The 23,935-nt window shown below is 43.9% G+C and carries 20 protein-coding genes, 5 tRNA genes and 1 other annotated feature; of the genes, 24 read left to right on the top strand and 1 reads right to left on the bottom strand.

The window, feature by feature from the left end; all coding sequences use genetic code 11:
* The first annotated feature begins 35 nt into the window (after positions 1–35).
* From GH808_RS11705 to GH808_RS11625, 17 genes are all read left to right on the top strand, one after another.
* Complete coding sequence (locus GH808_RS11705; protein WP_186842975.1) at positions 36–2,243, top strand: ATP-dependent helicase; 2,208 nt, start codon at positions 36–38, stop codon at positions 2,241–2,243.
* A 34-nt stretch (positions 2,244–2,277) separates the two neighbouring features.
* Positions 2,278–4,269: an NAD-dependent DNA ligase LigA gene (gene ligA / locus GH808_RS11700; RefSeq protein ID WP_186842974.1), complete on the top strand. Its 1,992-nt coding sequence runs from the start codon at positions 2,278–2,280 to the stop codon at positions 4,267–4,269.
* 124 nt (positions 4,270–4,393) lie between these two features.
* Positions 4,394–4,681: an Asp-tRNA(Asn)/Glu-tRNA(Gln) amidotransferase subunit GatC gene (gene gatC / locus GH808_RS11695; RefSeq protein ID WP_186842973.1), complete on the top strand. Its 288-nt coding sequence runs from the start codon at positions 4,394–4,396 to the stop codon at positions 4,679–4,681.
* 9 nt (positions 4,682–4,690) lie between these two features.
* The gene (gene gatA / locus GH808_RS11690) at positions 4,691–6,163 is read left to right on the top strand and encodes an Asp-tRNA(Asn)/Glu-tRNA(Gln) amidotransferase subunit GatA (RefSeq protein ID WP_186842972.1); all 1,473 of its coding nucleotides are present in this window, start codon (positions 4,691–4,693) and stop codon (positions 6,161–6,163) included.
* A 3-nt stretch (positions 6,164–6,166) separates the two neighbouring features.
* On the top strand, positions 6,167–7,603 hold the full coding sequence (gene gatB, locus GH808_RS11685; protein WP_186842971.1) for an Asp-tRNA(Asn)/Glu-tRNA(Gln) amidotransferase subunit GatB: 1,437 nt from the start codon (positions 6,167–6,169) through the stop codon (positions 7,601–7,603).
* Between the two features lie 357 nt (positions 7,604–7,960).
* On the top strand, positions 7,961–8,677 hold the full coding sequence (gene rph / locus GH808_RS11680) for a ribonuclease PH (RefSeq protein ID WP_186843003.1): 717 nt from the start codon (positions 7,961–7,963) through the stop codon (positions 8,675–8,677).
* A gap of 13 nt (positions 8,678–8,690) precedes the next feature.
* The gene (rdgB, locus tag GH808_RS11675) at positions 8,691–9,287 is read left to right on the top strand and encodes an RdgB/HAM1 family non-canonical purine NTP pyrophosphatase (RefSeq protein ID WP_186842970.1); all 597 of its coding nucleotides are present in this window, start codon (positions 8,691–8,693) and stop codon (positions 9,285–9,287) included.
* Between the two features lie 22 nt (positions 9,288–9,309).
* On the top strand, positions 9,310–9,810 hold the full coding sequence (locus tag GH808_RS11670; protein ID WP_186842969.1) for a metallophosphoesterase family protein: 501 nt from the start codon (positions 9,310–9,312) through the stop codon (positions 9,808–9,810).
* 80 nt (positions 9,811–9,890) lie between these two features.
* Positions 9,891–9,964, top strand: a tRNA-Gly gene (locus tag GH808_RS11665).
* A gap of 17 nt (positions 9,965–9,981) precedes the next feature.
* Positions 9,982–10,058, top strand: a tRNA-Arg gene (locus GH808_RS11660).
* Between the two features lie 23 nt (positions 10,059–10,081).
* A tRNA-His gene (locus GH808_RS11655) sits at positions 10,082–10,158 on the top strand.
* Between the two features lie 24 nt (positions 10,159–10,182).
* Positions 10,183–10,258 (top strand) — tRNA-Gln (locus GH808_RS11650).
* A 283-nt stretch (positions 10,259–10,541) separates the two neighbouring features.
* Positions 10,542–10,617 (top strand) — tRNA-Lys (locus GH808_RS11645).
* A 156-nt stretch (positions 10,618–10,773) separates the two neighbouring features.
* Positions 10,774–11,142 (top strand): YccF domain-containing protein, encoded by a 369-nt coding sequence (locus GH808_RS11640; protein WP_186842968.1) that lies wholly within the window; start codon positions 10,774–10,776, stop codon positions 11,140–11,142.
* A 261-nt stretch (positions 11,143–11,403) separates the two neighbouring features.
* Positions 11,404–12,441, top strand: coding sequence for a methionine ABC transporter ATP-binding protein (locus GH808_RS11635; protein WP_311135786.1), 1,038 nt, complete (start codon positions 11,404–11,406; stop codon positions 12,439–12,441).
* Positions 12,434–13,090, top strand: coding sequence for a methionine ABC transporter permease (locus GH808_RS11630; protein ID WP_186842967.1), 657 nt, complete (start codon positions 12,434–12,436; stop codon positions 13,088–13,090). Before GH808_RS11635 ends, GH808_RS11630 begins: the two co-directional genes overlap by 8 nt.
* A 112-nt stretch (positions 13,091–13,202) precedes the next feature.
* On the top strand, positions 13,203–14,015 hold the full coding sequence (locus tag GH808_RS11625; protein WP_186842966.1) for a MetQ/NlpA family ABC transporter substrate-binding protein: 813 nt from the start codon (positions 13,203–13,205) through the stop codon (positions 14,013–14,015).
* A 92-nt stretch (positions 14,016–14,107) separates the two neighbouring features.
* On the opposite strand, the gene GH808_RS15565 is transcribed toward GH808_RS11625, so the two are convergent.
* The gene (locus GH808_RS15565) at positions 14,108–15,463 is read right to left on the bottom strand and encodes an amidase domain-containing protein (RefSeq protein WP_186842965.1); all 1,356 of its coding nucleotides are present in this window, start codon (positions 15,461–15,463) and stop codon (positions 14,108–14,110) included.
* A 439-nt stretch (positions 15,464–15,902) separates the two neighbouring features.
* Between GH808_RS15565 and cobT the strand changes: the two genes are divergently transcribed.
* The 7 genes from cobT to GH808_RS11585 all read left to right on the top strand — a co-directional run.
* Positions 15,903–16,955: a nicotinate-nucleotide--dimethylbenzimidazole phosphoribosyltransferase gene (gene cobT, locus GH808_RS11615; protein ID WP_186842964.1), complete on the top strand. Its 1,053-nt coding sequence runs from the start codon at positions 15,903–15,905 to the stop codon at positions 16,953–16,955.
* Positions 16,956–17,089: 134 nt separating this feature from the next.
* Positions 17,090–17,354: a binding site (T-box leader), on the top strand.
* Between the two features lie 142 nt (positions 17,355–17,496).
* Positions 17,497–18,795 carry a phenylacetate--CoA ligase family protein gene (locus GH808_RS11610; RefSeq protein ID WP_186842963.1) on the top strand — a complete coding sequence of 433 codons (1,299 nt, stop codon included), beginning with the start codon at positions 17,497–17,499 and terminating at the stop codon, positions 18,793–18,795.
* Positions 18,796–18,804: 9 nt separating this feature from the next.
* On the top strand, positions 18,805–19,242 hold the full coding sequence (locus tag GH808_RS11605; RefSeq protein WP_186842962.1) for an ACT domain-containing protein: 438 nt from the start codon (positions 18,805–18,807) through the stop codon (positions 19,240–19,242).
* A 136-nt stretch (positions 19,243–19,378) separates the two neighbouring features.
* Positions 19,379–20,023, top strand: a complete 645-nt coding sequence (locus GH808_RS11600) for a TetR/AcrR family transcriptional regulator (RefSeq protein ID WP_186842961.1) — start codon at positions 19,379–19,381, stop codon at positions 20,021–20,023.
* Between the two features lie 164 nt (positions 20,024–20,187).
* The gene (locus GH808_RS11595) at positions 20,188–20,880 is read left to right on the top strand and encodes a response regulator transcription factor (protein ID WP_186842960.1); all 693 of its coding nucleotides are present in this window, start codon (positions 20,188–20,190) and stop codon (positions 20,878–20,880) included.
* On the top strand, positions 20,849–22,954 hold the full coding sequence (locus GH808_RS11590; RefSeq protein WP_207722319.1) for a sensor histidine kinase: 2,106 nt from the start codon (positions 20,849–20,851) through the stop codon (positions 22,952–22,954). The genes GH808_RS11595 and GH808_RS11590 overlap by 32 nt, the downstream gene beginning before the upstream one ends.
* Before the next feature lie 425 nt (positions 22,955–23,379).
* Positions 23,380–23,935: transposase (locus GH808_RS11585; RefSeq protein ID WP_186842958.1), on the top strand; the 556-nt coding region annotated here is incomplete at its 3' end.

Genomic DNA, 23,935 nt, shown 5'->3' with positions numbered 1-23,935 from the left:
TGAATAAAATATAGAAATTAGCATTAGGAGGATTCATGGGTTTATTAGATGGATTAAACAGTAAGCAAAGAGAAGCCGCAGAAACAATTCAGGGGCCATTACTGATATTGGCGGGAGCAGGATCGGGAAAGACGAGGACCATCATCCACCGTATTGCGCATATCATCGAATCAGAACAGGCATGGCCATCACAGGTTCTGGCCATAACTTTTACCAATAAAGCAGCCGGCGAAATGCGGGAACGTATCGCGAAAATGAATATTCAGGACAGCAAACGGATCTGGATGTCCACCTTCCATGCGATGTGCGCCCGGATTATGAGAGCACACAGCCAGTGGCTGGGATATGACGAGAACTTTGTCATCTACGATACGGATGATCAAAAAAAACTGTACAAAACTCTGCTCAAGGAACTGCAGTTGAATGACAAGTACTATACCCATCAATACGTGAGTGGGGAGGTTTCCACGGCCAAAAACAATTTTGTAAGCCCGGATGCGTACAGCAAAGAAAATGCCGGGGACTTCCGCAAAGAAAAAGTCGGGATCTATTATAAACGCTACCAGGAAAGTCTGAAAGCCAATAATGCCATGGATTTTGATGACCTCATTTACAATACCCTGGTATTGTTTAAGGGCTTCCCGGAAATACTGGAACAATATCAGAATCGATTTAAATATATTATGGTTGACGAATACCAGGATACCAATCACAGCCAGTACGAGCTGGTGAATATGCTGGCGGCAAAGAACAAGAATCTCTGCGTTTGCGGAGATGACGACCAGAGTATTTACGGCTGGCGTGGTGCAGATATTCATAACATTCTGGATTTCGAGAAAGATTATCCCGATGCAAAAGTCGTCAAGCTGGAGGAGAATTACCGCTCAACCCAGATTATCCTGGATTGTGCCAACCAGGTTATTTCAAGAAATACCGGCCGGAAGGAAAAGGCTTTATGGACCAATAATCTGGGGGATGAAAAGATAATGATTTCATCCTTTAACCAGGGTTATGATGAAGCGCGTTTTATTGTTGATGAGATAAAAGATGCGATTGATCAGGGAAAAGGAATATATGGCGATTTTGCGATCCTCTATCGGACCAATGCCCAGTCGCGATTATTTGAAGAAGCGCTGATGCGTGCAGGACTGCCTTTTCAACTGATTGGCGGAACAGGATTCTATTCACGAACGGAAATAAAAGATGTGATTTCCTATCTGAATGTTTTAAGCAATCCGAAGGACAATATGGGGTTCATGCGGATTGTTAACGTACCGAAACGAGGTATCGGTTCAGCGACGATTGAAAAAATCGGAGAGTATGCTGAATTTAAAAGCTTCAGCTTGATGGAAGCCTTCTATCATGTGGAAGAAATTCCTGAGCTGAGCTCCAGTGTGAGAAACAAAGTCCGCGCTTTCAGCGATCTAATGTCGGGTTTATCAAAAATACAGGAAAGCGGCAGCCTCAGCGAACTGATTACGGCGGTGATCGAAAAGAGCGGATATATGGAAATGCTGGAACTGGGGAAAATGGACAAGGGCGAAAGCCGCCTGGAAAACTTGCGCGAATTGGTATCATCGGCAGTAGATTTTGAAAAAAACAGTGATGATCAAAGCCTCAGCGCCTATTTGGAAACCGTGGCATTATCATCTCAGACCGACAGTTATGATGGCGATGAAGGGAAAGTGCTGTTAATGACCTTGCATAATGCCAAAGGACTGGAATTCCCGGTGGTGTTTTTGCCGGGTCTGGAAGAAGGCATTTTCCCTCATGGACGCTCCATGGATTCGCCGGAAGAGATTGAAGAAGAACGCCGGATCTGTTATGTGGGAATCACCCGGGCCATGAAACGCCTTTATATTTCATGGGCGGCAGAGAGAACCCTCTACGGACGTCGCCAGCTGCAGACACCATCACGTTTTTTGCAGGAACTGCCGAGTGAAGTGTGTGTGGAAAACAAACAGCGTTATGAGCGAAAGCCCGAAATTGATGTGGATGCCAAAAAGAACAAGACCTTTTCGGAACGGGTGATCCAGTCGAAGGTCGCTATTCGCCGAAACAAATCCCAGTCGCTGAGCGCAAATATGAACAAAACGGAAAATACCTTTGCCCTGACCGATAAGGTAAAGCACAAAAAGTTTGGCATCGGCACGGTGGTTGAAATTAAAAACAACATGATTTCCGTGGCATTTCCCGGGGTTGGAATTAAGAAAATGAACCCGGACTTTGTCGACAAAGCCTGAAACCGGATAGAAATTTTATGATTGGAATTTGGATATGAACAGCACTCAGATTGAACAATTAAGAAAAAAAATTGAGGCTCATAACAGAGCGTATTATGTCGATGATGCACCCGTCGTTTCGGATTATGAGTATGATAAACTGATGCAGGAACTGCTGGACATGGAAGCCGCTCATCCGGAATGGATTACCCCGGATTCACCAACCCAGCGGGTCGGTGGGACACCATCCGGCGGTTTTACGAAAGTTGTCTATTCACGGCCGAAGCTCAGCTTGAGCAATTCCTTTGATGCGGGAGATCTCCGGGATTTTGATCGCCGGGTTCGCCAGACCTGTCCCGATGTCACCTATATTGTCGAATATAAGTTTGATGGCTTGACGGTGGTTCTGAATTATGAGAACGGCATCTTTGTCCAGGGGGCTACCCGGGGAGACGGGGAAGTGGGCGAAAATGTTACCGCCAATCTTAAAACCGTGCGCAGTATTCCTTTGCGACTCAAAGAACCGGTGACCCTCGAGGTCCGCGGCGAAGTCTTCATGGGAAAAACGGATTTCGATCAATTGAACCAGCGGCGGCAGCTGGAAGGGGAAAGCCTGTTTGCCAATCCGCGAAATGCCGCAGCCGGTTCATTGCGGCAGCTTGACTCAAAACTGACAGCTTCACGGCCGCTTGATATTTTTGTTTTTAATCTTGAAGCATCGGAAGATGTCAGTCTGACATCGCACAGTCAAAGCCTGGCTTACTTGAAATCACTGGGATTCAAGACGAGTGAGACGAAGAGTTTCAGGGATATCGAAGAAATCATTGCTTTCTGTAATCACATGGAAGAGGAAAGAAAGAATCTGGCGTTTGATATTGACGGACTGGTCATTAAGGTCGATCAGCTGTCCGACAGAGAGATCTTGGGGAATACCACCAAAAGTCCGCGCTGGGCGATCGCCTATAAATTTTCGCCGGATCAGGCCGTGACGACGGTTGATGCCATCACGGTCCAGGTGGGCCGAACCGGCGCCCTTACACCGGTGGCTGAGCTCAGTCCGGTCGCTTTGGCGGGTTCCGTCATCAGTCGGGCAACCCTTCACAATGAGGACAACATCAAGGCGAAAGATATCCGCATTGGCGATCATGTTGTGATCCAAAAAGCCGGCGATGTCATTCCCGAGGTGGATCATGTGGTCGTAGAAAAACGAACCGGAAACGAAGTGGTTTTTGAAATGCCAAAGATCTGCCCGGTCTGTCATGAACCGACCTTCCGGATTGAAGGCGAAGCGGTCACAAAATGTCTGAACATGGTGTGCCCAGCGCAAGTATTCCGTAAGCTGGTGCACTTTACATCCCGTGATGCCATGAATATTGAGGGACTGGGACCCGGTGTTCTCCGGCTGTTGATGAATGAGAAGCTGGTTGAAAATCCGGTCGATATCTATCATCTTTATGAAAAAAGAGATGTCCTGGTAACACTTGAAAAAATGGGCGAAAAATCGGTCGATAATCTCATAACAAGCGTTGAAGCATCGAAGAAAAATGAATTGACCCGGTTGATTTTTGGACTGGGAATTCCACTGGTAGGAGCCAGAGGGGCCAAGGTTCTGGCGGAACATTTTAAATCGATGGAAAAACTGATGGCGGCCGAAGAGGCAGAACTCAAGGAAATTTTTGATATTGGCGAAAAGATGGCCATCGAAATTGTGGATTTTTTCAAAACGTCAAAAAATGTGGAGATTATCAAAGGACTTGAACGGGCGGGACTCAATATGGTTCAGAAGACCGCGGAAGTATCCCAGACCCTTCAGGGAAAAACCTTTGTGCTGACCGGAACGCTGCCATCATTGGAGCGCCGGGAAGCGAAAGCGCTGATCGAAACCAATGGGGGAAAAGTATCCACAAGTGTGAGCAAAAAGACTGACTTTGTAGTGGCCGGAGAAAAGTCTGGATCTAAGCAAACCAAAGCCCAGGAGTTGGGAATTAGAATAATTGACGAAAACGAGTTTTTGGCCCTTGTCACCAATGGTAACTTTGATTTATAATGAAGGGTGATTTTTAAAATAAAAAGTGGAAGTTAGGCGACAATGAAAGCCAATAGCGTTTTGGTATTGAATGATCGACGATCTGAAGCATTGAAAGTAAATATAACCGAGAAAGGAAATTGATATGAGTTTAACACGAGAAGATGTGACCTATGTGGCAAATCTTGCCCGTTTAGAATTTTCACCGGATGAAGTGACCGCTCTGGTTGATAAAATGGGTGCGGTGCTGGATTATGCCCAGACCCTCAGCGAACTGGATACATCAGCAGTTAAAGCGACCGAGCATGTGCTGGCAGTGCAGAATGTTTTCAGGGAGGACGTACCCAAACCCTGTTTAACCAATGAACAGGCTTTGGCCAATGCGCCGGAAAGCGAAGCCGGGTGCTTTAAGGTTCCCCGGGTTATGGAGTAGGAGGCAATAATGGAATTAAGTCAAAAAACAATACATGAGATAAATGACCTGCTTGAAAAAAAAGAAGTGACCGTTACCGAGGTGACTCAGTCTGTCGTTGACCGCATCGCGGCGGTGGAAAATAAAACTGCAGCCTATCTGAATCTTCAGACAGAAGAAGCCTTGCGTGCGGCCGGAGTCATCGATGAAAAACTAGGTGAACAAAAAAAACGAACACCGCTGGAAGGAATTCCTTATGCACTAAAAGATAATATGTGCACCCAGGGAATCCTGACTACCTGTGCGTCAAAAATGCTCTATAATTTCAATCCGCCCTACAATGCCCATGTTTATGATCGGTTGATTGAAGAAGGCGGGATTTTATTGGGGAAAACGAACATGGATGAGTTTGCCATGGGGTCATCCACTGAAAATTCAGCTTACAAAATCACCCACAATCCATGGGATTTAAATAAAGTCCCTGGCGGTTCAAGCGGCGGGTCAGCGGTTGCCGTTGCCGCAGATACGGCGTTTTACACGCTTGGTTCAGATACCGGCGGATCCATCCGTCAACCGGCATCCTTCTGCGGGGTGGTCGGGATGAAGCCAACCTATGGGCTGGTTTCCCGTTATGGCCTGGTGGCTTTTGCATCTTCGTTGGATCAGATTGGACCATTTACGAAAGACGTGGAAGACTGCGCCCTGGTTTTAAATGCCATTATCGGACACGATCCGAAGGATTCAACTTCACTTAACCTGGAAAAGAAAGACTATACACAGACCCTCAAACAGGGCGTTAAGGGAATGAAAATTGGCGTTGCTCAGGCGTTCTTCGGTGAAGGCCTGCAGCCGGAAGTCCGAAAAAGCCTTGAAGATGCCATTGCTGTATATAAAGCAATGGGGGCGGAAATTGTGGATGTGTCGTTCCAGTATCTGGATTATGCACTGTCTGCCTATTATATGATTTCATCCGCTGAAGCCAGTTCCAATCTTGCCCGTTACGATGGGATCCGCTATGGTTACCGGGCTGAAGAATACGATGGTCTGGTCGATCTTTATAAGAAAACACGCAGCCAGGGTTTTGGCGAGGAAGTCAAGCGCCGGATTATGCTGGGAACCTATGCCCTAAGCTCGGGCTACTACGATGCATACTACAAAAAAGCAATGCAGGTACGAACCTTGATTAAAGATGACTTCAATCAGGTGTTTGACGGATGCGATGTGCTTCTGACTCCGACAGCACCAACCACAGCGTTCGGAATTGGTGAAAAAACGAGCAATCCATTGGAAATGTATCTGACCGACATTTATACGGTGCCGGTTAATATCGCCGGAATACCGGGGATATCCATTCCATGTGGTTTGGATAACAACGGGATGCCGATCGGCATGCAATTGTTGGGTCCGATACTCAGCGAAGAAACCTTATTAAAAGTGGCCTGGGCCTTTGAAAATGAAAAGGGCTTGAAAAATCTAAAAGCACCATTGGAAACGGAGGTCTAAACCATGGAATATGAAATGGTCATTGGGATGGAAATCCATGTCGAATTAGGCACAAAAACGAAAATATTCTGTTCCTGCCCAACGGAGTTTGGTCAGGATGAAAATACCCATACCTGTCCAGTCTGCCTGGGCATGCCGGGGGTTTTACCGGTGTTGAATGAAAAGGTGGTCGAATACGCGACGAGAGCCGGACTGGCTTTAAATTGTGAAATTGCTCATTTCAGCAAAATGGATCGAAAAAATTATTTCTATCCTGACCTGCCAAAAGCCTACCAGACGTCGCAGTTTGATCTGCCGATCTGCACCGGCGGGGTGGTGGAAATTGAAGTGGATGGGATGAAGAAAGATATCGGTATTACCCGGATCCATATTGAAGAAGATGCCGGGAAGCTGCTGCATGAATCGGCTGAAGGGACACTGGTTGATGTAAACCGATGCGGGGTGCCGCTTGTGGAAATTGTAACCGAGCCGGATATGCGCAGTGCCGAAGAAGCAAGAGTTTTTGCTGAAAAAGTAAGAAATATCCTGGAATATACCGGTGTGTCCGACTGTAAGATGCAGGAAGGGTCGATGCGTTTCGATGTCAATCTTTCAATGCGAGAAAAAGGCGCCACCGTTTTGGGTACCCGTACCGAAATGAAAAACCTGAACTCATTCCGCGCTCTGGTGCGGGCTGTGCAGTACGAAAGCAAACGCCAGATTATCGAGCTGAAAAAGGGCCACAAGATTATTCAGGAAACCAGAAAGTGGGATGACACCAAGGGCGTTTCTTCTTCACTCAGAAGCAAGGAAGAAGCTCAGGATTACCGCTATTTTCCAGAACCGGATCTGGTGCCCATTGTGATTGAAAAAGAGTATATCGAAAAAATAAAAAGCGAGCTGCCGGAGCTGCCGGAAGCGAAAAAACAACGTTACATTGATGAATACAAATTGCCGGAATACGATGCCGGTGTGTTGACCGCTTCCGGTGTGACTGCGCGTTTCTTCGAAGAAGCCGTTTCACTATACGATGAAGCAAAACAGATTTCAAACTGGATCATGGTGGAGATTCCACCATTGTTAAAAGAAAAAGAACTGACGATGGAGAATATTCCGATCAAGCCGGCTCAATTGGCAGAGCTTCTGAAACTGGTTAAAGACGGTGTGATCAACGGCACCAGCGGTAAAGAGGTGTTGAAAGAAATGTTCAACAGCGGAAAAAATCCGGATGAGATTGTAAAAGAACAGGGCCTTTCCCAGGTCAGCGACACGGGCGAACTGGAAGCCATTATCGAAAAAATCGTTGCCGACAATCCGAAATCACTGGAAGATATCGGTGCCGGAAATGAGAAAGCCTATGGTTTCCTGACCGGACAGGTTATGAAAGCAACAAAAGGCAAAGCAAATCCACAGGTAGCGAATAAAATCATTCGGGATGTGGTAGCAAAACATTTAGGATAAACGGATTGACATTAAAAAGGGCTTGCAATAGCCCTTTCAGGTTGTCGACAAACCCCGTACCGACCAATTGTTAATCAGTTGTTTGCTTGCAATTCGTACACTACTAAGAAATTTTCAATTTCTTAGTAGTCGCGGACAGTCGCCAACTACAAGCCAGCTTGTGATTGGCTCGTTGCCTACGCGCAGGCTGCCGCCTGTTCGCCTTGATGCAAACAACACGATGTAACAATTGTCGGCACTACGTTAGTGATTTGTCTACAGTCTTAAAGGGTTTGCAATAGCCCTTTTTTAAAACCAAACAATAGTTAGAAAAGGAAAAAAATGGAAATTAATATCGAAGAAACTAAAAAGAATGATCTGCGGATCGATGGCCGCCACAGAGATGAATTGAGACCGATGGCGGTAACCCGGAATTTTATCAAGCATGCGCAGGGTTCGGTGCTGATCGAAGTGGGGGATACCCGGGTCATCTGTACGGCAATGATCGAAGAAAAAGTTCCGCCTTTTTTGAAAGGTCAGAAACAGGGTTGGGTGACTGCTGAATACGAAATGCTGCCGGCATCAACCAATACAAGAAAAAGCCGAGATCGGAATCGGGGCAAAATAGACGGACGGACCATGGAAATACAGCGACTGATTGGAAGAAGCTTAAGGTCTGTGATTGATTTGAGTAAACTGGGAGAACGGACAATCTGGATCGACTGCGATGTCATTCAGGCAGATGGCGGGACCCGGACTTCGGCAATAACAGGGGCTTTCATCGCTTTGCATGATGCTTTGACGGGGATGGTGAAAAACGGCCAGATCAAGGAAATGCCGGTCACCAGTTTTGTGGCGGCAACGAGCGTCGGGATTCATCAGGGAGAACCGCTTGTCGATTTGTGTTATGAGGAAGATTCAAATGCAGAAGTGGATATGAACATGGTCATGACTGAAAAGGGTGAAATCATCGAGATACAGGGGACCGGAGAAGAAAGACCCTTTAATAAAGAAGAGCTTGCCAAACTGCTGTCACTTGGAGAAGAAAGCATCAAACAGATCATCGATTTCCAGAAAGAAACATTACTGGGTTAGTGGGGTTATAAAGATGAGAACAATACTATTAGCGACAGGAAATCAGGATAAAGCCAAAGAAATAAAGGCAATGCTGGGTGGGGACTTTGAGATTGTCACCATGAAGGATCTTGGAATCGACATTGAGATTATTGAAGATGGACTGAGCTATGAAGAAAATGCGCTGATTAAAGTTCGGGCATTAAAGCCCTATGTTCAGGGGAAAAACCTGATCATTATGGGCGACGACTCGGGCTTGTCGGTAGACATTCTGAACGGAGAGCCGGGAATTTATTCCGCCCGTTACGCTGGCGAAAACGTGACTTATGCAGACAACAATAAAAAGCTGCTGGACGTGATGGCGGATGTGCCGGAAGAAAAACGGGGTGCAGCGTTTATTACCGCCATCGCCATGATTCTGCCGGATGGTCAGGAATTGACCTGTCAGGGGCTGGTCCGGGGAAAGATCGCATTTGATTATTGCGGTGAAGGTGGATTCGGCTATGATCCGCTGTTTATTCATGAAGTGACAGGCCGTTGTTACGGAGACATGACAAAGGAAGAGAAAAATAGGATCAGTCATCGGGCAGTCGCCGTTGCTGAAGCGAAGGAATTGTTGTTAAACAGTTAGCAAAAAGGAGGGAACGGGAAAAATGAGAATTGCAGTGATGAGCGACAGCCATGGGAATCTTGATGCCCTGAAAAAAGCAGTGGCGGAAATGGGCCATGTGGATGTGATCATCCACCTGGGTGATTATGTCGAAGATGGATTGTATCTGCGAACGCTGACCAATACACCGGTTCATATCCTCAAGGGAAATTGCGATATCTATGCCGAAGACGGGAGCATGGCGCTGGAAACGATTCTGGGCGGTTTTAAGTTCTTTGCCTGTCATGGCCATAAATACGGCGTAAAAGGAGACCTGAACCGCATTTATCACGCAGGACGGGAAAAGAATGCCCAGGTCATCCTTTACGGGCACACGCACCGGGCTTATCTGGAAGACGACGGTCGAATACTGATCATGAATCCGGGATCATTGGGTTCTTCCAAAACGGGAGATCCGGAAAGCTACGGCATCATTACCATTGAGAATGGGAATATCGATGCAAAAATAATTCCGCTATGGGGTTATGAGCGTTCCGCTAAATAAAATACTGAAAATCAAAACAAAAATCCTTGACAAGAACTTTTATTTGAAGTATACTAACACTTGTCTTTAAGAGAGATAATGCGGGTGTAGCTCAGTGGTAGAGCCCTGGCCTTCCAAGCCAGTCGCGAGGGTCCGATTCCCTTCACCCGCTCCATTTTTTTTTAGGATTGGGCGCCTGTAGCTCAGTAGGATAGAGCAACGGCCTTCTAAGCCGTGTGCCAGGGGTTCGAATCCCTTCAGGCGCACCATTTTAATAAATGTTTATATTGTGGTGGGTATAGTTCAATCGGTTAGAGCGCCAGATTGTGGTTCTGGATGTTGTGGGTTCGAGTCCCATTATCCACCCCATTCTATATCATTGCTTCTTTTCTTAGGGGTATAGCCAAGTCGGTAAGGCACCAGATTTTGATTCTGGCATGCGTAGGTTCGAGTCCTGCTACCCCTGCCACTTATGTTTAAGGACTCAAGTTAATATTTATCTGACCCATTAGCTCAGTTGGTATAAGTAGAGAACCCAAATCTTTGATTTGGAGTGAATCACTTAGTTAGGCAAACAGATGGATCTCACAATCGTAAGAAGACAAATAATAATTTAATATTTAATCTGACCCATTAGCTCAGTTGGTATAAGCAGAGAACCCAAATCTTTGATTTGGTGTGAATCGCTTAGTTAGGCAAACAGATGGATCTCACAATCGTTTGAAGACACACAATAATTTAATATTTTATCTGACCCATTAGCTCAGTTGGTAGAGCATCTGACTTTTAATCAGGGTGTCGGGCGTTCAAGTCGCCCATGGGTCACCATTTAAAAACATAACCGCAGAGATTGCGGTTTTTTTATTTTTTGATAGAATATCATAAATCGGTTATAATGAAATTCAGGTGATTTCGTAACGGTAAAGTACAAACATAAATTGCTTTGAAATCGGATGCTTTAATTTTGAATAAAATGGAGGAAAAATGAAAGTACTAGGAAACATTATCTGGATCATTTTTGGCGGTCTGGTGATGGCGCTGGGCTGGCTTTTGGCAGGTGTGATCTGTTGTATCACGATTATTGGGATTCCTTTGGGGATTCAGGCATTTAAAATGGCCCAACTGGTATTCTGGCCTTTTGGGAAAATGGTCGATTATTCAAAAATGGGAACCGGTTCAGTATTGTTGAATATTCTCTGGCTGCTCATCTTTGGCTGGGGATTGGCTTTGGGATCGGCCGTGTTGGGGCTGATTTACTGTATTACAATTATCGGCATTCCTTTCGGTTTGCAGTGGTTTAAATTCGCGAAGCTGGCACTGCTTCCGTTCGGGGCAGAAATTACAAATATATGATAACTGATAGGTATAATATTCTTGACAAAAAAATCAAAGCAAGACTATAATAATACAGCAAGTTAGTACGAAACATAAACTGAGCTTGTTGATGAAGCGGAAACTGCACTAGCAGTGAATGCATAATTCTGAAATGAGCTCAGTTTTTAATTCCAATTATATGAAAATCAGTGCTGAGATTTGATCGGATTTGCCAGTCGGAGATGAGGCGCGTGATTAGAAAGTAATTGAAATGTTGTGTTGAGTACATCGATTGGGAGGGTGAGAAAAATCAAAAATAATAAGACGTCCAGAAATCCCATCATTGAAATAAAAAACCTTGGTAAAACCTTTCATCCTAAAAGTGGCGAGGTAAAGGCGTTAGAGGGAATTAATCTAACAGTGAATCAGGGCGATATTTATGGAATTATTGGTATGAGTGGTGCTGGTAAAAGCACCTTGGTTCGCTGTATCAATCTTCTTGAAAAGCCGACTGACGGTAATGTTTTCATTGATGGACAAGACATTTCAAAACTGACCGAAAAAGAATTGAGAACCGTGCGTTATTCCGTGGGAATGATTTTCCAGCAATTCAATCTGCTGATGCAGCGGACTGCGGAAAGAAACATCCTTTTTCCGTTGGAAATTGCCGGAGCTGATAAGGAAACAGCAAAAAAAAGAGCTGCCGAGCTGCTGGAACTGGTAGGATTGCCGGATAAGGCAAAGGCTTACCCATCACAATTGTCAGGTGGGCAAAAACAGCGAATCGCGATTGCCAGAGCGCTGGCAAATAATCCGAAAATTCTGTTGTGTGATGAGGCGACTTCAGCACTGGATCCGTCAACGACGAAATCGATTCTCGGTCTGCTGAAGGAAATCAATCAGAAACTGGGGATTACGATTGTCATCATCACGCATGAGATGAGTGTCGTCGAACAGATTTGCAATCATGTCGCCATTATCGACAACAGTCAGATTGCAGAAGACGGGCCAGTTGAGAGTATTTTCCGAAATCCCAAAACTGAAATCGCGAAAAAAATGATCTTTTCAGAAAATGAGCAGGGACCGGTTGCGATGAGCAGGAATTGTTATCGTCTTGTTTTTGACGAGAACTCATCGAGTGATTCGGTCATGGCAAAAATGGTGCTGGAAACAAAGTGCCTGGTGAACGTTGTTCATGCAGATATGAAAGATATTGACGGGATGAGTTTTGGCCAGATGGTTATCCAGCTGCCGGAGGATGAGTTGACTGCCTCCCGGGCGATCAATTATCTCCGTTCTCGTCAGATCGGCGTCGAGGAGGTGGAAATCGATGGATAGTACCATGACAGCATTGATTATTCAGGGAACATTTGAAACGCTTTACATGACTCTGGTCTCAACGTTTATCGCCTACATTATCGGATTGCCGGTGGGAGTGCTGCTGGTGACAAGCGATTCAGAAGGAATTGTGCCAATGCGGATACTGAACAAGGTGCTTGATATTATTGTAAATATTACCCGTTCAATTCCATTCTTGATTCTTTTAATTGCGGTGATTCCATTCACCCGATTGGTAGTGGGAACGAGCATCGGATCGACGGCAACCATTGTGCCACTTGTTATTGCAGCGGCTCCTTTTATAGCCCGTCTGGTGGAATCCTCCATTAAAGAAGTGGATTACGGGATAATAGAAGCATCATTATCCATGGGAGCCAGTCCGCTTCAGGTGGTGATGAAGGTGATGATCCCGGAAGCAAAGCCTTCACTGATCATCGGAGCGGCCATCGCAACCACAACGATCCTGGGTTATTCGGCAATGGCCGGAATTGTCGGCGGCGGTGGACTGGGTGATATTGCCATCCGTTTTGGTTATTATCGTTATGAAACCGGCGTTATGGTTATTACGGTTGTGTTGCTCGTTTTAGTGGTTCAGATTTTTCAGGAAATTGGAATGAAAATTGCCCAGAAGGCTGATCACCGAAAATAACAAGCGTGATAAAATTATTTTAGGATTGACATTCAAGACTAGACATGCTATATTACATATCAATCAACTATGAATAGTATGAAAAAGAAAAGGGAAAGAAAAGGAGAAAGAGATGAAAAAACTTATTTCTGTTTTATTGGCCAGCGTTTTAGGCGTTGCATTATTGACCGGTTGCGCGGCTAAAGGGACTGATGCCAAGACAATTGTTGTGGGGGCAAGTCCGACACCACATGCGGAGATTCTGAAAGTTGCAGGAGAGGTATTGGCACAAGAGGGCTACACCCTTGAAGTAAAAGAGTTCACGGACTATGTTCAGCCGAACCTGACGCTGCAAAACAAAGAGCTGGATGCAAACTTTTTCCAACATCTTCCTTATTTAGAAGATTTCAACAAGAAAAACAATACAAAACTGGTGAGTGCCGGTGCGATTCATTATGAACCATTGGGTCTGTATCCGGGAAAAATTAAAACCCTCGATGCAATTGCAGATGGTGCAACCATTGCGATTCCAAATGATACAACCAATGAAGCCCGTGCGTTGTTACTGCTTGAAACAATCGGTTTGATCAAAGTTAATCCCAATGTCGGACTTGAGGCAACACCGAAAGACATCATTGAAAATCCCAAAAATATTCAATTCAAAGAACTGGAAGCAGCACAACTGGGACGATCACTGCAGGATGTGGATTTAGCGGTTATCAACGGAAATTACGCGATTGAAGCAGGTCTGAATGTAGGCTCAGACGCGATCGCCAAAGAAGAAAAAGATTCACTGGCGGCACAAACCTACGCCAATATCGTGGCGGTTCGAGCCGGTGATGAAAAGAGCGATAAAACAGTGGCGTTGATGAAAGCACTTAAAAGCGACAAAGTGAAAGCATACATTGAAGAAACCTACAAAGGTGCCGTGGTACCAATATACTAAAATTGAATCGTAAATGAAAATAAAGGCCCGTTATTTGCTGCCGTGTTTATTAAAACACCGACAGAACAAATAATGGGCCTTTTGTTTGGCGATTAAGGTTCGGGTTGGAGTTGGATTTCTTGGGGCTGATCTACCGGTGCAACCAAAACGGTTGGTGCCTCGTTTTGAGGATTGACTTCGGCCGGATTGTTGTTCCAGCCGATGATTTTAATCAATCGTATTTCAGGATAGCCATAGGCACTGGCAGGGTAGTTGATACGGTCGGTCGTATTTGAATTAATCAGATAATCCAGCATTTTTCCGTCTTTATCGCTAATGATATCAGTAATGATGACCGAATGATGCCAGTTATTACCAAAACCATATTGCAGAATATCACCGGCAGACCCACTGAAGACATTGTCATCAACAACCGCAGCCAGTCCGTATCCGGTGTTATGACTGGCATAGGTATAAAATTCCTCAACACCTGCCCAGGCAGGGCTTCTTCCAGAATTCGCTTCTTCCAGATTAACATCATCATCATACCACTTCCACTGCGTGTGTTCATCTCCGAAATAATCCATGGGAATCCCGCCTGCATGCAGGCATTGGGAGATATAGTTGTTGCAGTTGCCGTCGTATTGATCATACACGCCGTATTCATCCGTATTGCGGATCACATAGTTTGAATTAACCCAGATCATGGCGTAGTTAACGGCGGATTGGGCATCGTATGGATTTTGCGCTGAGGACACCCGAGCCTGCTGATCGCTGGAATTGAAGGCTTCTTTCTGTGAAGACAATTCTTTTACAACAGACGAGGATTGAGCTAAGAGCTCATTCGGAATTTCTCCTGAATATTCGGAGTTCTCATTAATGGCTTTCTCCAATAAGAGAAAATAGTCTTCATCCTGATCATGGGCACTAATGAGGTAGCCATTTTCACTTTTTTTCAAGTAAAAAGTATGTCCGATTCCGCTGCTTGACGAATCAATATCAGGAATAAAGGCGAAACTCACGGTGCGATCCTCGGTAAGAATTACTTCAAGCTGATCTTCTGTTTCATTGACTTCGGAGATAGTCAACCCGTATTCATAATTTGTCATGCGTAAATCGTTGCTTTGGCTGAGTCGTAAATTAATCAGATAATCCAGGGCGCTCTGATTGATCCATGCGTTCGCACTGGAGGAATCAGAGAACAGATGGGTAATGTCGGTGGTGTTCAAATCGGCGGTTGCCGCCGCGCTCAAGTCAAAATATTGGATAATCGGCGCAAGTGCTTCGGGCTCCAGCAGCTCTTCGCCGCTGCGGATTTTTATTTCACGAATGACATTGCCGGATGTTATGCTGTTGAGATTGTTGGCGATTTTTTTAAACTGGGGAGAATGGATGAAGTTTCCAACAAAAACAAAACCAACTGCGACAAAAATGATGACCATAAAGCTAATTAGTAATTTATTTCTCACTGTTCACAGTTCCTCCTGATTTAAAGATGCTGATATCGTTTAGATACGTTTTTTTTTACAAAATAATCAGAAATATATAATTTTCCGAATGATCATGATGCTGCCTGACTTGAGGAGTGGTTATTAATAATGATTAATAGTCTCTAAACAAGGCAATAGATCGGCATTTTTTTAACACAATGGATTATGACAATACACTAATATGCCAATGGAATTTTATATTCTATCATAAAAAGAAGTGGTTCCGAAGCTTTTTTAAGAAAAAAAATAACGGCAGCATTTAAGAAAACCATAAACGGCATGACGGTTGTTTTAGTTGGTAAAAGGTTGCGGTCTGAAATGGGATTTTCCTTGCAATATTTACCTAAATTATCGATTCAACAGGTCAGTGATTGTGTTATAATGTGGTTTAGAATTATTAAATGACAGAGGAGATAAAATGAGTTTATTAAATGAAACACTTGAGAAAATTCAGCCACTGGATGAAAAAATGATGGAAACATCAAAAAAACGGGTTGATGATTTATTGAAACCGGTTGGTAGTTTAGGTGTGCTGGAACAAATTGCAGTTCAACTGTCGGGAATTTCTGGTGAAATGTTCCCGGATATCAGCAAGAAAGCGATGCTCGTTTTCTGCGGCGACCATGGCGTTTTCGAAGAGGGCGTGGCGGCGGCACCACAGGAAGTAACCGATTTAATGGCAAAAATGGTGATTGAAGGAAAAAGCGGCGTTGCCGCTCTGAGCAAACAGGCTGGAGCCGATGTGTTTGTCTGTGATGTTGGCATGATGAGCGATCTTGATCCAAAATCAAAAATTCTGGATAAAAAAATCAGAAAAGGAACATCGAATATGCGAAAAGGCCCGGCAATGAGCCGTGATGAAGCGATTGCCTCACTGGAAGCCGGTATTGATTTGGCAGAGCGCGCCATCAAGAACGGTTACAATATTCTGGGAACCGGAGAAGTGGGAATTTGCAATACCACACCAAGCGCTGCCATCTTTGCCGCATTCAGCGGCGTTGATCCCGGAGAACTTGTCGGAGCCGGAGCAAACTTATCTGAAGAAAAAATGATCAATAAAGCTCAGGTAATAAGAGATGCGATTGCCCTGAATAAACCTGATAAAAATGATGCGATTGATGTACTGGCAAAAGTCGGTGGATTTGAAATCGGCGCCATGGCAGGTGCCATGATTGCTGGGGCGGCTCATAGAGTCCCGGTTCTGATTGACGGCTTTATTTCAACTGCCGCCGCTGCGGTAGCGATTGCATTGAAACCGGAAGTAGATGGTTACCTGATCTGTTCCCATGCATCGGCCGAAAGGGGCGCAGCTTTTGGTTCGGAATTCATCGGAGCAAAACCTTTCCTGAACATGGGTATGCGTTTAGGAGAAGGCAGTGGCGCAGCGATTGCCTTTAACATTGTTGAAGCCGCTTTGTATATGAATCGGGAAATGACGACTTATACTGCTGTTGGTTTAGGCGTGGTCTAAAATGAGTCACTGAAGCTCAAACCTGCTCCGGAATTCAATAGTATAGGCCGGAAAAGTTTGCGAATACTTTAAGCGGATCCTATAAAAACTGCTTGACAATATTTTTGTATTGGGAATATAATGAATACTATATTAAAAAAACTGTGATTGAGGAAAGTAGCTTTCATTAGCGTCTGCAGAGAGTCGGGATTGGTGAGAACCGATGGTGATAATGATGATGAAGTTCCCTCAGGAGTTGTTTTGCTGAACAGGATCGGGAGCGATCATTAATAGGTGAAACCGGTGATCCTTACCGTTAACAGAAGGAGGAACATGAACGACTGCGGTTGGAGTGTTCTTAAATGAGTGGATTATTTATAATCAAATTAGGTGGTACCGCGAGCACGACTCGTCCTTTTTAGTAAGGACGGGTCTTTTTTAATGTGCAGGAGGAAACTGTCACGGTGACCATTTGTAAACCAGATGTTATATTTTTGGCATGCGGTTTTAAAGAAAACACCATTATCAAGTGATATAATCAAGAAAATTCAGGAGGAAAAAAATGTATTGGAATAAGAGTTGCGAGTGTATGCCCAGAGAAAAACTGCTGGAACTGCAATTAGAGCGGTTAAAAGGAATGGTCAATCGGATCTATCATGATGTTCCGTTTTATCGAAACAAATTTCAGGAGGCCGGCTTAGTCCCAGAGGATGTACAGACGCTTTCAGATTTACAGAAGCTGCCCTTTACAACCAAGGTCGATTTGAGAGATAATTATCCCTACGGATTGTTTGCCGTACCGTTGGAAAAAATTGTCAGAATTCATGCATCTTCAGGGACCACCGGCAAACCAACGGTTGTCGGTTACACCCGAAAAGACATCACGACTTGGTCTGAGATTATGGCGCGTTCATTGGTGGCGGCCGGAGCAGATTCTCATTCAGTGGTGCAAAATGCCTATGGATACGGATTGTTTACCGGGGGGCTGGGAGTCCATTACGGGGCTGAAATGCTTGGCGCTTCCATTGTTCCTATTTCCGGAGGAAATACCGACAAGCAGATCATGATTATGAAGGATTTTGGGACAACTGTTCTGACATGTACCCCTTCATACGCGATCTATTTAGGCGATGCCCTGGAAAAGAAGGGCATCGATCCAGCGTCTTTAAAACTCAAGACGGGTGTTTTTGGGGCAGAACCCTGGTCGGACAATATGAGAAAAGAAATCGAAAAGAAACTGAAAATCAAAGCCCATGATATCTATGGATTGTCTGAAATTATGGGACCCAGTGTTGCCATTGAATGTGACGCTCAGGATGGGCTGCATATCTGGGAAGATCATTTTATCCCGGAAATCATCGACCCGGTCACCTTGAAAGTCCTGCCATACGGTGAGCAGGGCGAACTGGTCATCACCACCATTACAAAAGAAGGAATTCCGCTGCTGCGTTACCGAACCCGGGATGTGACATCGATTATTGCAGAACCATGTGCTTGCGGCCGGACGCATTTAAGAATCAGACGCCTGCAGGGAAGAACCGATGACATGCTGATTATTCGAGGGGTTAACGTATTCCCGACACAAATTGAAAGTGTCCTTCTGGAGCTTGGAGAAGTTGAACCACATTATCAACTGATCGTCAGAAGAGATGGCTCTTTGGATACCCTGGAAATCAAGGTTGAGCTCAGTGAAGAAATGTTCTCGGATAAAATCAGCAATCTTGAAAAACTTGAAAAACGAATTGGTCTGCGCATTCATTCGACAATTGGCATCAATGCTAAAATTGCTTTTGTGGAACCCGGAAGTCTTCCGAGAAGTGAAGGTAAAAGCCAGCGAGTTGTCGATTTAAGAAAAATTTAGGAGGAGAAAATGATACGACAAGTTTCAATTTTTATGGAAAATCATGAAGGCCGTTTAAATAAGCTGCTTAAGATTCTGGCAGAAAATGACATCAATATTCGTTCGCTGAATATTGCGGAGACGATGGATTATGGGATCGTTCGTCTGATCCTGCAGGAGACTGAAAAAGGAATTGAAGTGCTTAAAAAGAACAATATCCGCTGCACATCGACTTCTGTTCTGGCAGCCGAAGTTCCGGATGAGCCGGGCGGATTAAGCAATCTGGTCGATGCTCTGACTCAGGCGAAAATAAACATTGTCTATGCCTATTCTTTCCTGCCTAAAAAAACAGATAATGCAATTATTATCGTCCGCGTTGATGATGAAGTGCAGCAAAAAGCGATTGAAACCCTTGAAAAGACTCAGGGTGTCAAGCTTTTAGACGCAGAAACATTACTGATGAAATAAAACGATTAGAAAATAAAGCGTGAACATTCTAAAACTATTGATTGACATTTGCCGAAACTTTTCGTAAGATGAAAGATATGAATCAAATTTAAATACGTATAATAATAAGAATTGTTTATTTTAAGAAAGGCAAATTATGGCAAAGTCAAAAAAAGGAACCCAAACCAAACAGAATATTATCAGTACCGCAAAAATTCTGTTTTACGAGAATGGATATAATAAAACCGGTATTCAGGATATTGCAGATCGTGCCAATGTGAAACTTGGAACGATTACCTACTATTATAAAAAGAAGGATGAGATGATCTCTGATATTTACAATGTTTTTTTTCTGGCATTGTACGAATATGTTTCGTCAGTTTCTGAAAATCTTAATCTCTATACCAAGTATTGTTACGCCCTGGTATTGTACTACGAAATCATCCTAAATGATGAACATAATAGAACCCTCTATTATGAAGTGCTTGTCAAAGACGTAAACCCGCATGGAGCCAATATCTCAAAGACAATGAACCGCTCCTGTCTGGACTTTCTGAACAAGAACTATATTGAAGCGGATCTGGAAGTCATTTCACGGTCGGAATATGGAGCGAGAAAAGAACTTTTCATTGATTATTATGAAAAGAACATTCGGTTCACAAACCGGGCGATGGTTTATTTTCTGGTGCGAAATTTGTTCAGATTAATGAACCTTGACGGGGAAATGATTGAAAACACGATTCAGCAGGGATTTGACTTTTCCAACGCCAATAAGCCGGATCACATTAAATTTTTAATCTAAAACACTTTAAAGGGCAGCAATCCAATGGATGCTGTCTTTTTTTTGATTGCTGGAACAGCGGCAGGTTTGACTGTAAGAATTTCTTAAGGAAATTCCGTATTGTTTTGACAGAAGTTTGTGTTAAAGTTAAATCAAGATGAAATGGAAAGGCTGATGGTTAAGCAATGAGTATTTTAATATGCGATGATGAAAAAGAAATCGTTGAAGCCCTGGAACTCTATTTAAAAAGCGAAGGATATCCTGTTTTAAAGGCTTATTCGGGAAAAGAAGCCATATCGATGGTAGAAAAAGAAGAGATCCAATTGATTATTATGGATGTGATGATGCCGGAGATGGGTGGCCTCCGGGCAACCATGAAAATAAGGGAGACAAAAAACATCCCCATTATCTTTTTATCTGCCAAAACAGAAGATAATGATAAAATTATGGGTTTGACTATGGGCGGAGATGATTATATCACCAAACCTTTTAACCCCATGGAGGTTATCGCCCGGGTTAAATCACAATTGAGACGCTACAACACGTTGGGGGGATGCCCGGAAAAAGTGGGTACCTACCGCACCGGCGGACTGGTTCTGGAAGATGATTATAAGCGGCTGACGGTAGATGGGGAAGAGGTCAGGCTTACGCCAGTTGAATATAAGATTATGTATTTTTTGATGTCGGAAAAAGGTAAAGTGTTTTCCATTGAGCAGATATATGAAAATGCCTGGGAAGAACCGGCCTACAATTCGGATAACACGGTAGCAGTGCATATTCGTCGGATTCGTGAAAAAATTGAAATCAATCCAAAAGAACCAAAATATTTAAAGGTGGTATGGGGTATTGGGTACAAAATTGAAAACTATCTGGACTGATCAAAAATTCAAACTGGCCTGTTCTCTGTTGACGATCGTCTTTATTACCGTAAGTTTTGGCGCTTTATTTGAGGTGTATTGGTTCAACTGGGATGGAATGGCAAATACAAACAACTATCTCGAAAGTGCTGAGTTGGAGGACAAAGTCCTGACGGCTTATGATGATATCGATCAGGTTTATAATTTTTACAAAAGCGAAGAAAATATTCGTGCTGGAAATACGTTAAATACAAAAGACATTGAGACCTTTAAACAAAATAAACTGGCGACACTGGGCATTGAAGAACCGGAAGATCTGGAATTCGCAACCGAACAGGAGATGCTGAATGATACAGTCTTCTGGGAACCATATGCAGCTGAAATTGAAGCTGAAAAAAAACGATTGATTAATGACGATCTTTACCAATACGAACGACTGAAGCAAGAGTTGGAGCAAACTCAGGGGTTGTCTTATATCATTGACAGTAAAGGCATCAAGAACAGTCAGCCCAAAGAAGTATCACAGGATAACCTGCTTAATCGCCGGGTGACGTTCACCTATAACAAGGGCGCGATTACATCGAGTCTGCCAGATATTGACCAATTTGAACCTTTGAACTATTCTGTAGAGCCGGATTTCCAGGTCATCATCGGATTTGATGATGCTTATATCGCTCAACGGGAAGTACTGTATCAGGCAGAACGACTGCAATTTCTGTGGCTGATGAGTATTTTTATTGTATTTTTTATTCTGGCTGCTATTTTCGCACTGTTTGCATGCATTTCGGCCGGGCGAAAAAAAGATGCGGAAGGCGTACATTTTTTACCAATTGATGAATTCTGGATTGATGCCCATTTTTTATTATTGCTGAGTATAGAAACCGTGGTTATCGCGACCATTGTATTTTTTTATGATCAAAATTTTCCAAGAGCAGATATGCTCCTGCTCTTTGCTGCCGGTTCAGCTTTAGGATTAAACTTTTTACTGTCGCTGGTTCGAATTTTAAAAGGCGGAAATTTCTGGGAACGGTTGTTATTTCTGAAACTGATCAAACAGTTGGGGCAATTCATGAAAGGACAATTCAAAAATTTTTCCGCCTATTATAATAACATCATGAAGGGCTCCGCAACGGTGAAACGGTTTATGTTTTGGGCCATTCTACTGGTTGTTCTGGCATTGACGGTACAGATTCCGCTTCTTGGCATCGCTAGTTTTATCGGCATCCTTTACCTGCTCTATTCAGGTGGGAAAAAAGCCAAAAAGTATGATGAAATTCTGGAAGGTGTAGAGCGGATAAAAAACGGCGAGGTGGATTATAAACTGACTGGCTTTGATGGTGCCCTGGGGGAGCTGGCTGACGGCATTAATGCCATCGGAGCGGGGATTACAATGGCAGTTGCTGAAGAAGTCAAGAGCCAACGATTAAAAACCGAGCTGCTGACGAATGTGTCCCATGACATCAGAACCCCTCTCACCTCAATTATCACTTCTGTTGATCTTTTGAAAAATGGAAAACTGGATCCGGAGGAAAACCAGAAATATTTAGATATATTAGAGAACAAGGCGCATCGTCTGAAAGTGCTCACGGATGATTTGTTCGAAGCAGCCAAAGCTTCGTCAGGGAATATTGAAGTGGAGTTTCAGGCCGTTGATCTGGAAATGCTGATGACTCAGGGCCTGGGGGAGATGGAAGAAGAACTGGCGCATTCAGGGCTTGAGTTTATTACCCACTATCCCGAAGAGCTTTTTGTTGTGACTGCAGACGGTCGTCTGCTCTGGCGGGTGATTGAAAATCTGCTTTTCAACATTTTAAAATATGCCCAAAAAGAATCCCGGGTCTATATTGAGTTATCAAAATGTGAAGAAGATAAAACGGGGAGGGTTGTTTTTAAAAACGTATCCGATCAACCCCTGAATATTTCGCCGGATGAGCTGATGGAACGGTTTAAACGGGGTGACGAAACCAGGAACAGTGAAGGCAGCGGTTTAGGCCTGGCCATTGCCAAGGACCTGATGACGATACAGCAGGGTGAGCTGAAACTTGAAATCGACGGGGATCTTTTTAAAGCCGCCATCATCCTGCCACTGGCATAATAAACAAGACATCGAATTGTTTATAAAATTATTTTATGGGATAGAATCCAACGGATTCTATCTTTTTTTGTAATATAAAGAAAAAGCGGGTAATAAATAAGATAGAAGGAAGTAAAACGAGCGAAATAAGCGGTTATCTTGCGCCCCAGTGATTGTGGACGACCGATGATCTGGCCGATCCTGCTAAGTTTGATTTGACTGCACCGGTGAGTTTTAGCGCATTGGATCAAGGCGCGATCATCACCACAACGCTGGCAAGTAATACTTATAAACTCAACTTTCCCAGCTCTAAAAATCAGCTGAGACTTTACAACAAGACACGCTGCAGCTTCTAAAAAACAGAAGTTGACAGAAAAATGCACCCAATGTCTGATATAATGAAAATACAAAGTAACAAAAATCAGACAGGAAAGGTGCATACCACTATGATAAACCAAAACAACCCATCTGAACAGACAAAAATTGCATTTTTAAAAGCTTTTAAGACATTGAAACTGGCGGGGTTACTCAGAGATTCCGGGATCCGCAAAGCACAAGGGATAAAAGTATCCGAAGTTTTCGAATTACTGTTACTGCTTGCGTTTCAGGGAAAAAATCTGTATCGCTACCTGGATTCAAAATATCAGGAAACAGCGGCATCCAAAAATACTTACTATCGTTTTTTGAATACCGCAACTTACAACTGGCGGCGGTTTCTGACCTCGCTGTCTGCTAAAGTCATTTCGTCATTCAGCCGGTTGACTCGTCCGGATCGGATTAAGGTTTTTGTTCTCGATGATTCGGTCATCAGCCGGAACCGGAGTAAACATGTCGAATTGCTGGCAAATCTCTATGATCACGCCAATCATCGTTTTATCAAAGGCTTTACCATGCTGGCGCTTGGCTGGACCGATGGTTACAGTTTTGTTCCAACCGATTTTGCGATGATGTCATCCGCCAGCAAAAAAAATCGGATACAGGAAGTTTCAGAAGCAATTGACA

The sequence above is a fragment of the Acetobacterium fimetarium genome (genome assembly GCF_014284475.1).
GTDB classification, from domain to species: Bacteria; Bacillota; Clostridia; order Eubacteriales; family Eubacteriaceae; genus Acetobacterium; species Acetobacterium fimetarium.
The sequence above is the reverse complement of the archived record's forward strand: the minus strand, read 5'-3'. Positions and strand labels throughout refer to the sequence as shown.

Excerpts from the sequence above, each read along its gene's own strand:
- GH808_RS11630 (WP_186842967.1), top strand. The coding sequence starts at position 12,434 with ATGGATAGTACCATGACAGCATTGATTATTCAGGGAACATTTGAAACG.
- GH808_RS11640 (WP_186842968.1), top strand. The coding sequence starts at position 10,774 with ATGAAAGTACTAGGAAACATTATCTGGATCATTTTTGGCGGTCTGGTG.
- GH808_RS11705 (WP_186842975.1), top strand. The coding sequence starts at position 36 with ATGGGTTTATTAGATGGATTAAACAGTAAGCAAAGAGAAGCCGCAGAA.
- gatB (WP_186842971.1), top strand. The coding sequence starts at position 6,167 with ATGGAATATGAAATGGTCATTGGGATGGAAATCCATGTCGAATTAGGC.
- GH808_RS11605 (WP_186842962.1), top strand. The coding sequence starts at position 18,805 with ATGATACGACAAGTTTCAATTTTTATGGAAAATCATGAAGGCCGTTTA.
- GH808_RS11595 (WP_186842960.1), top strand. The coding sequence starts at position 20,188 with ATGAGTATTTTAATATGCGATGATGAAAAAGAAATCGTTGAAGCCCTG.
- ligA (WP_186842974.1), top strand. The coding sequence starts at position 2,278 with ATGAACAGCACTCAGATTGAACAATTAAGAAAAAAAATTGAGGCTCAT.
- gatC (WP_186842973.1), top strand. The coding sequence starts at position 4,394 with ATGAGTTTAACACGAGAAGATGTGACCTATGTGGCAAATCTTGCCCGT.
- GH808_RS11610 (WP_186842963.1), top strand. The coding sequence starts at position 17,497 with ATGTATTGGAATAAGAGTTGCGAGTGTATGCCCAGAGAAAAACTGCTG.
- GH808_RS11600 (WP_186842961.1), top strand. The coding sequence starts at position 19,379 with ATGGCAAAGTCAAAAAAAGGAACCCAAACCAAACAGAATATTATCAGT.
- GH808_RS11625 (WP_186842966.1), top strand. The coding sequence starts at position 13,203 with ATGAAAAAACTTATTTCTGTTTTATTGGCCAGCGTTTTAGGCGTTGCA.
- cobT (WP_186842964.1), top strand. The coding sequence starts at position 15,903 with ATGAGTTTATTAAATGAAACACTTGAGAAAATTCAGCCACTGGATGAA.
- rdgB (WP_186842970.1), top strand. The coding sequence starts at position 8,691 with ATGAGAACAATACTATTAGCGACAGGAAATCAGGATAAAGCCAAAGAA.
- GH808_RS11670 (WP_186842969.1), top strand. The coding sequence starts at position 9,310 with ATGAGAATTGCAGTGATGAGCGACAGCCATGGGAATCTTGATGCCCTG.
- gatA (WP_186842972.1), top strand. The coding sequence starts at position 4,691 with ATGGAATTAAGTCAAAAAACAATACATGAGATAAATGACCTGCTTGAA.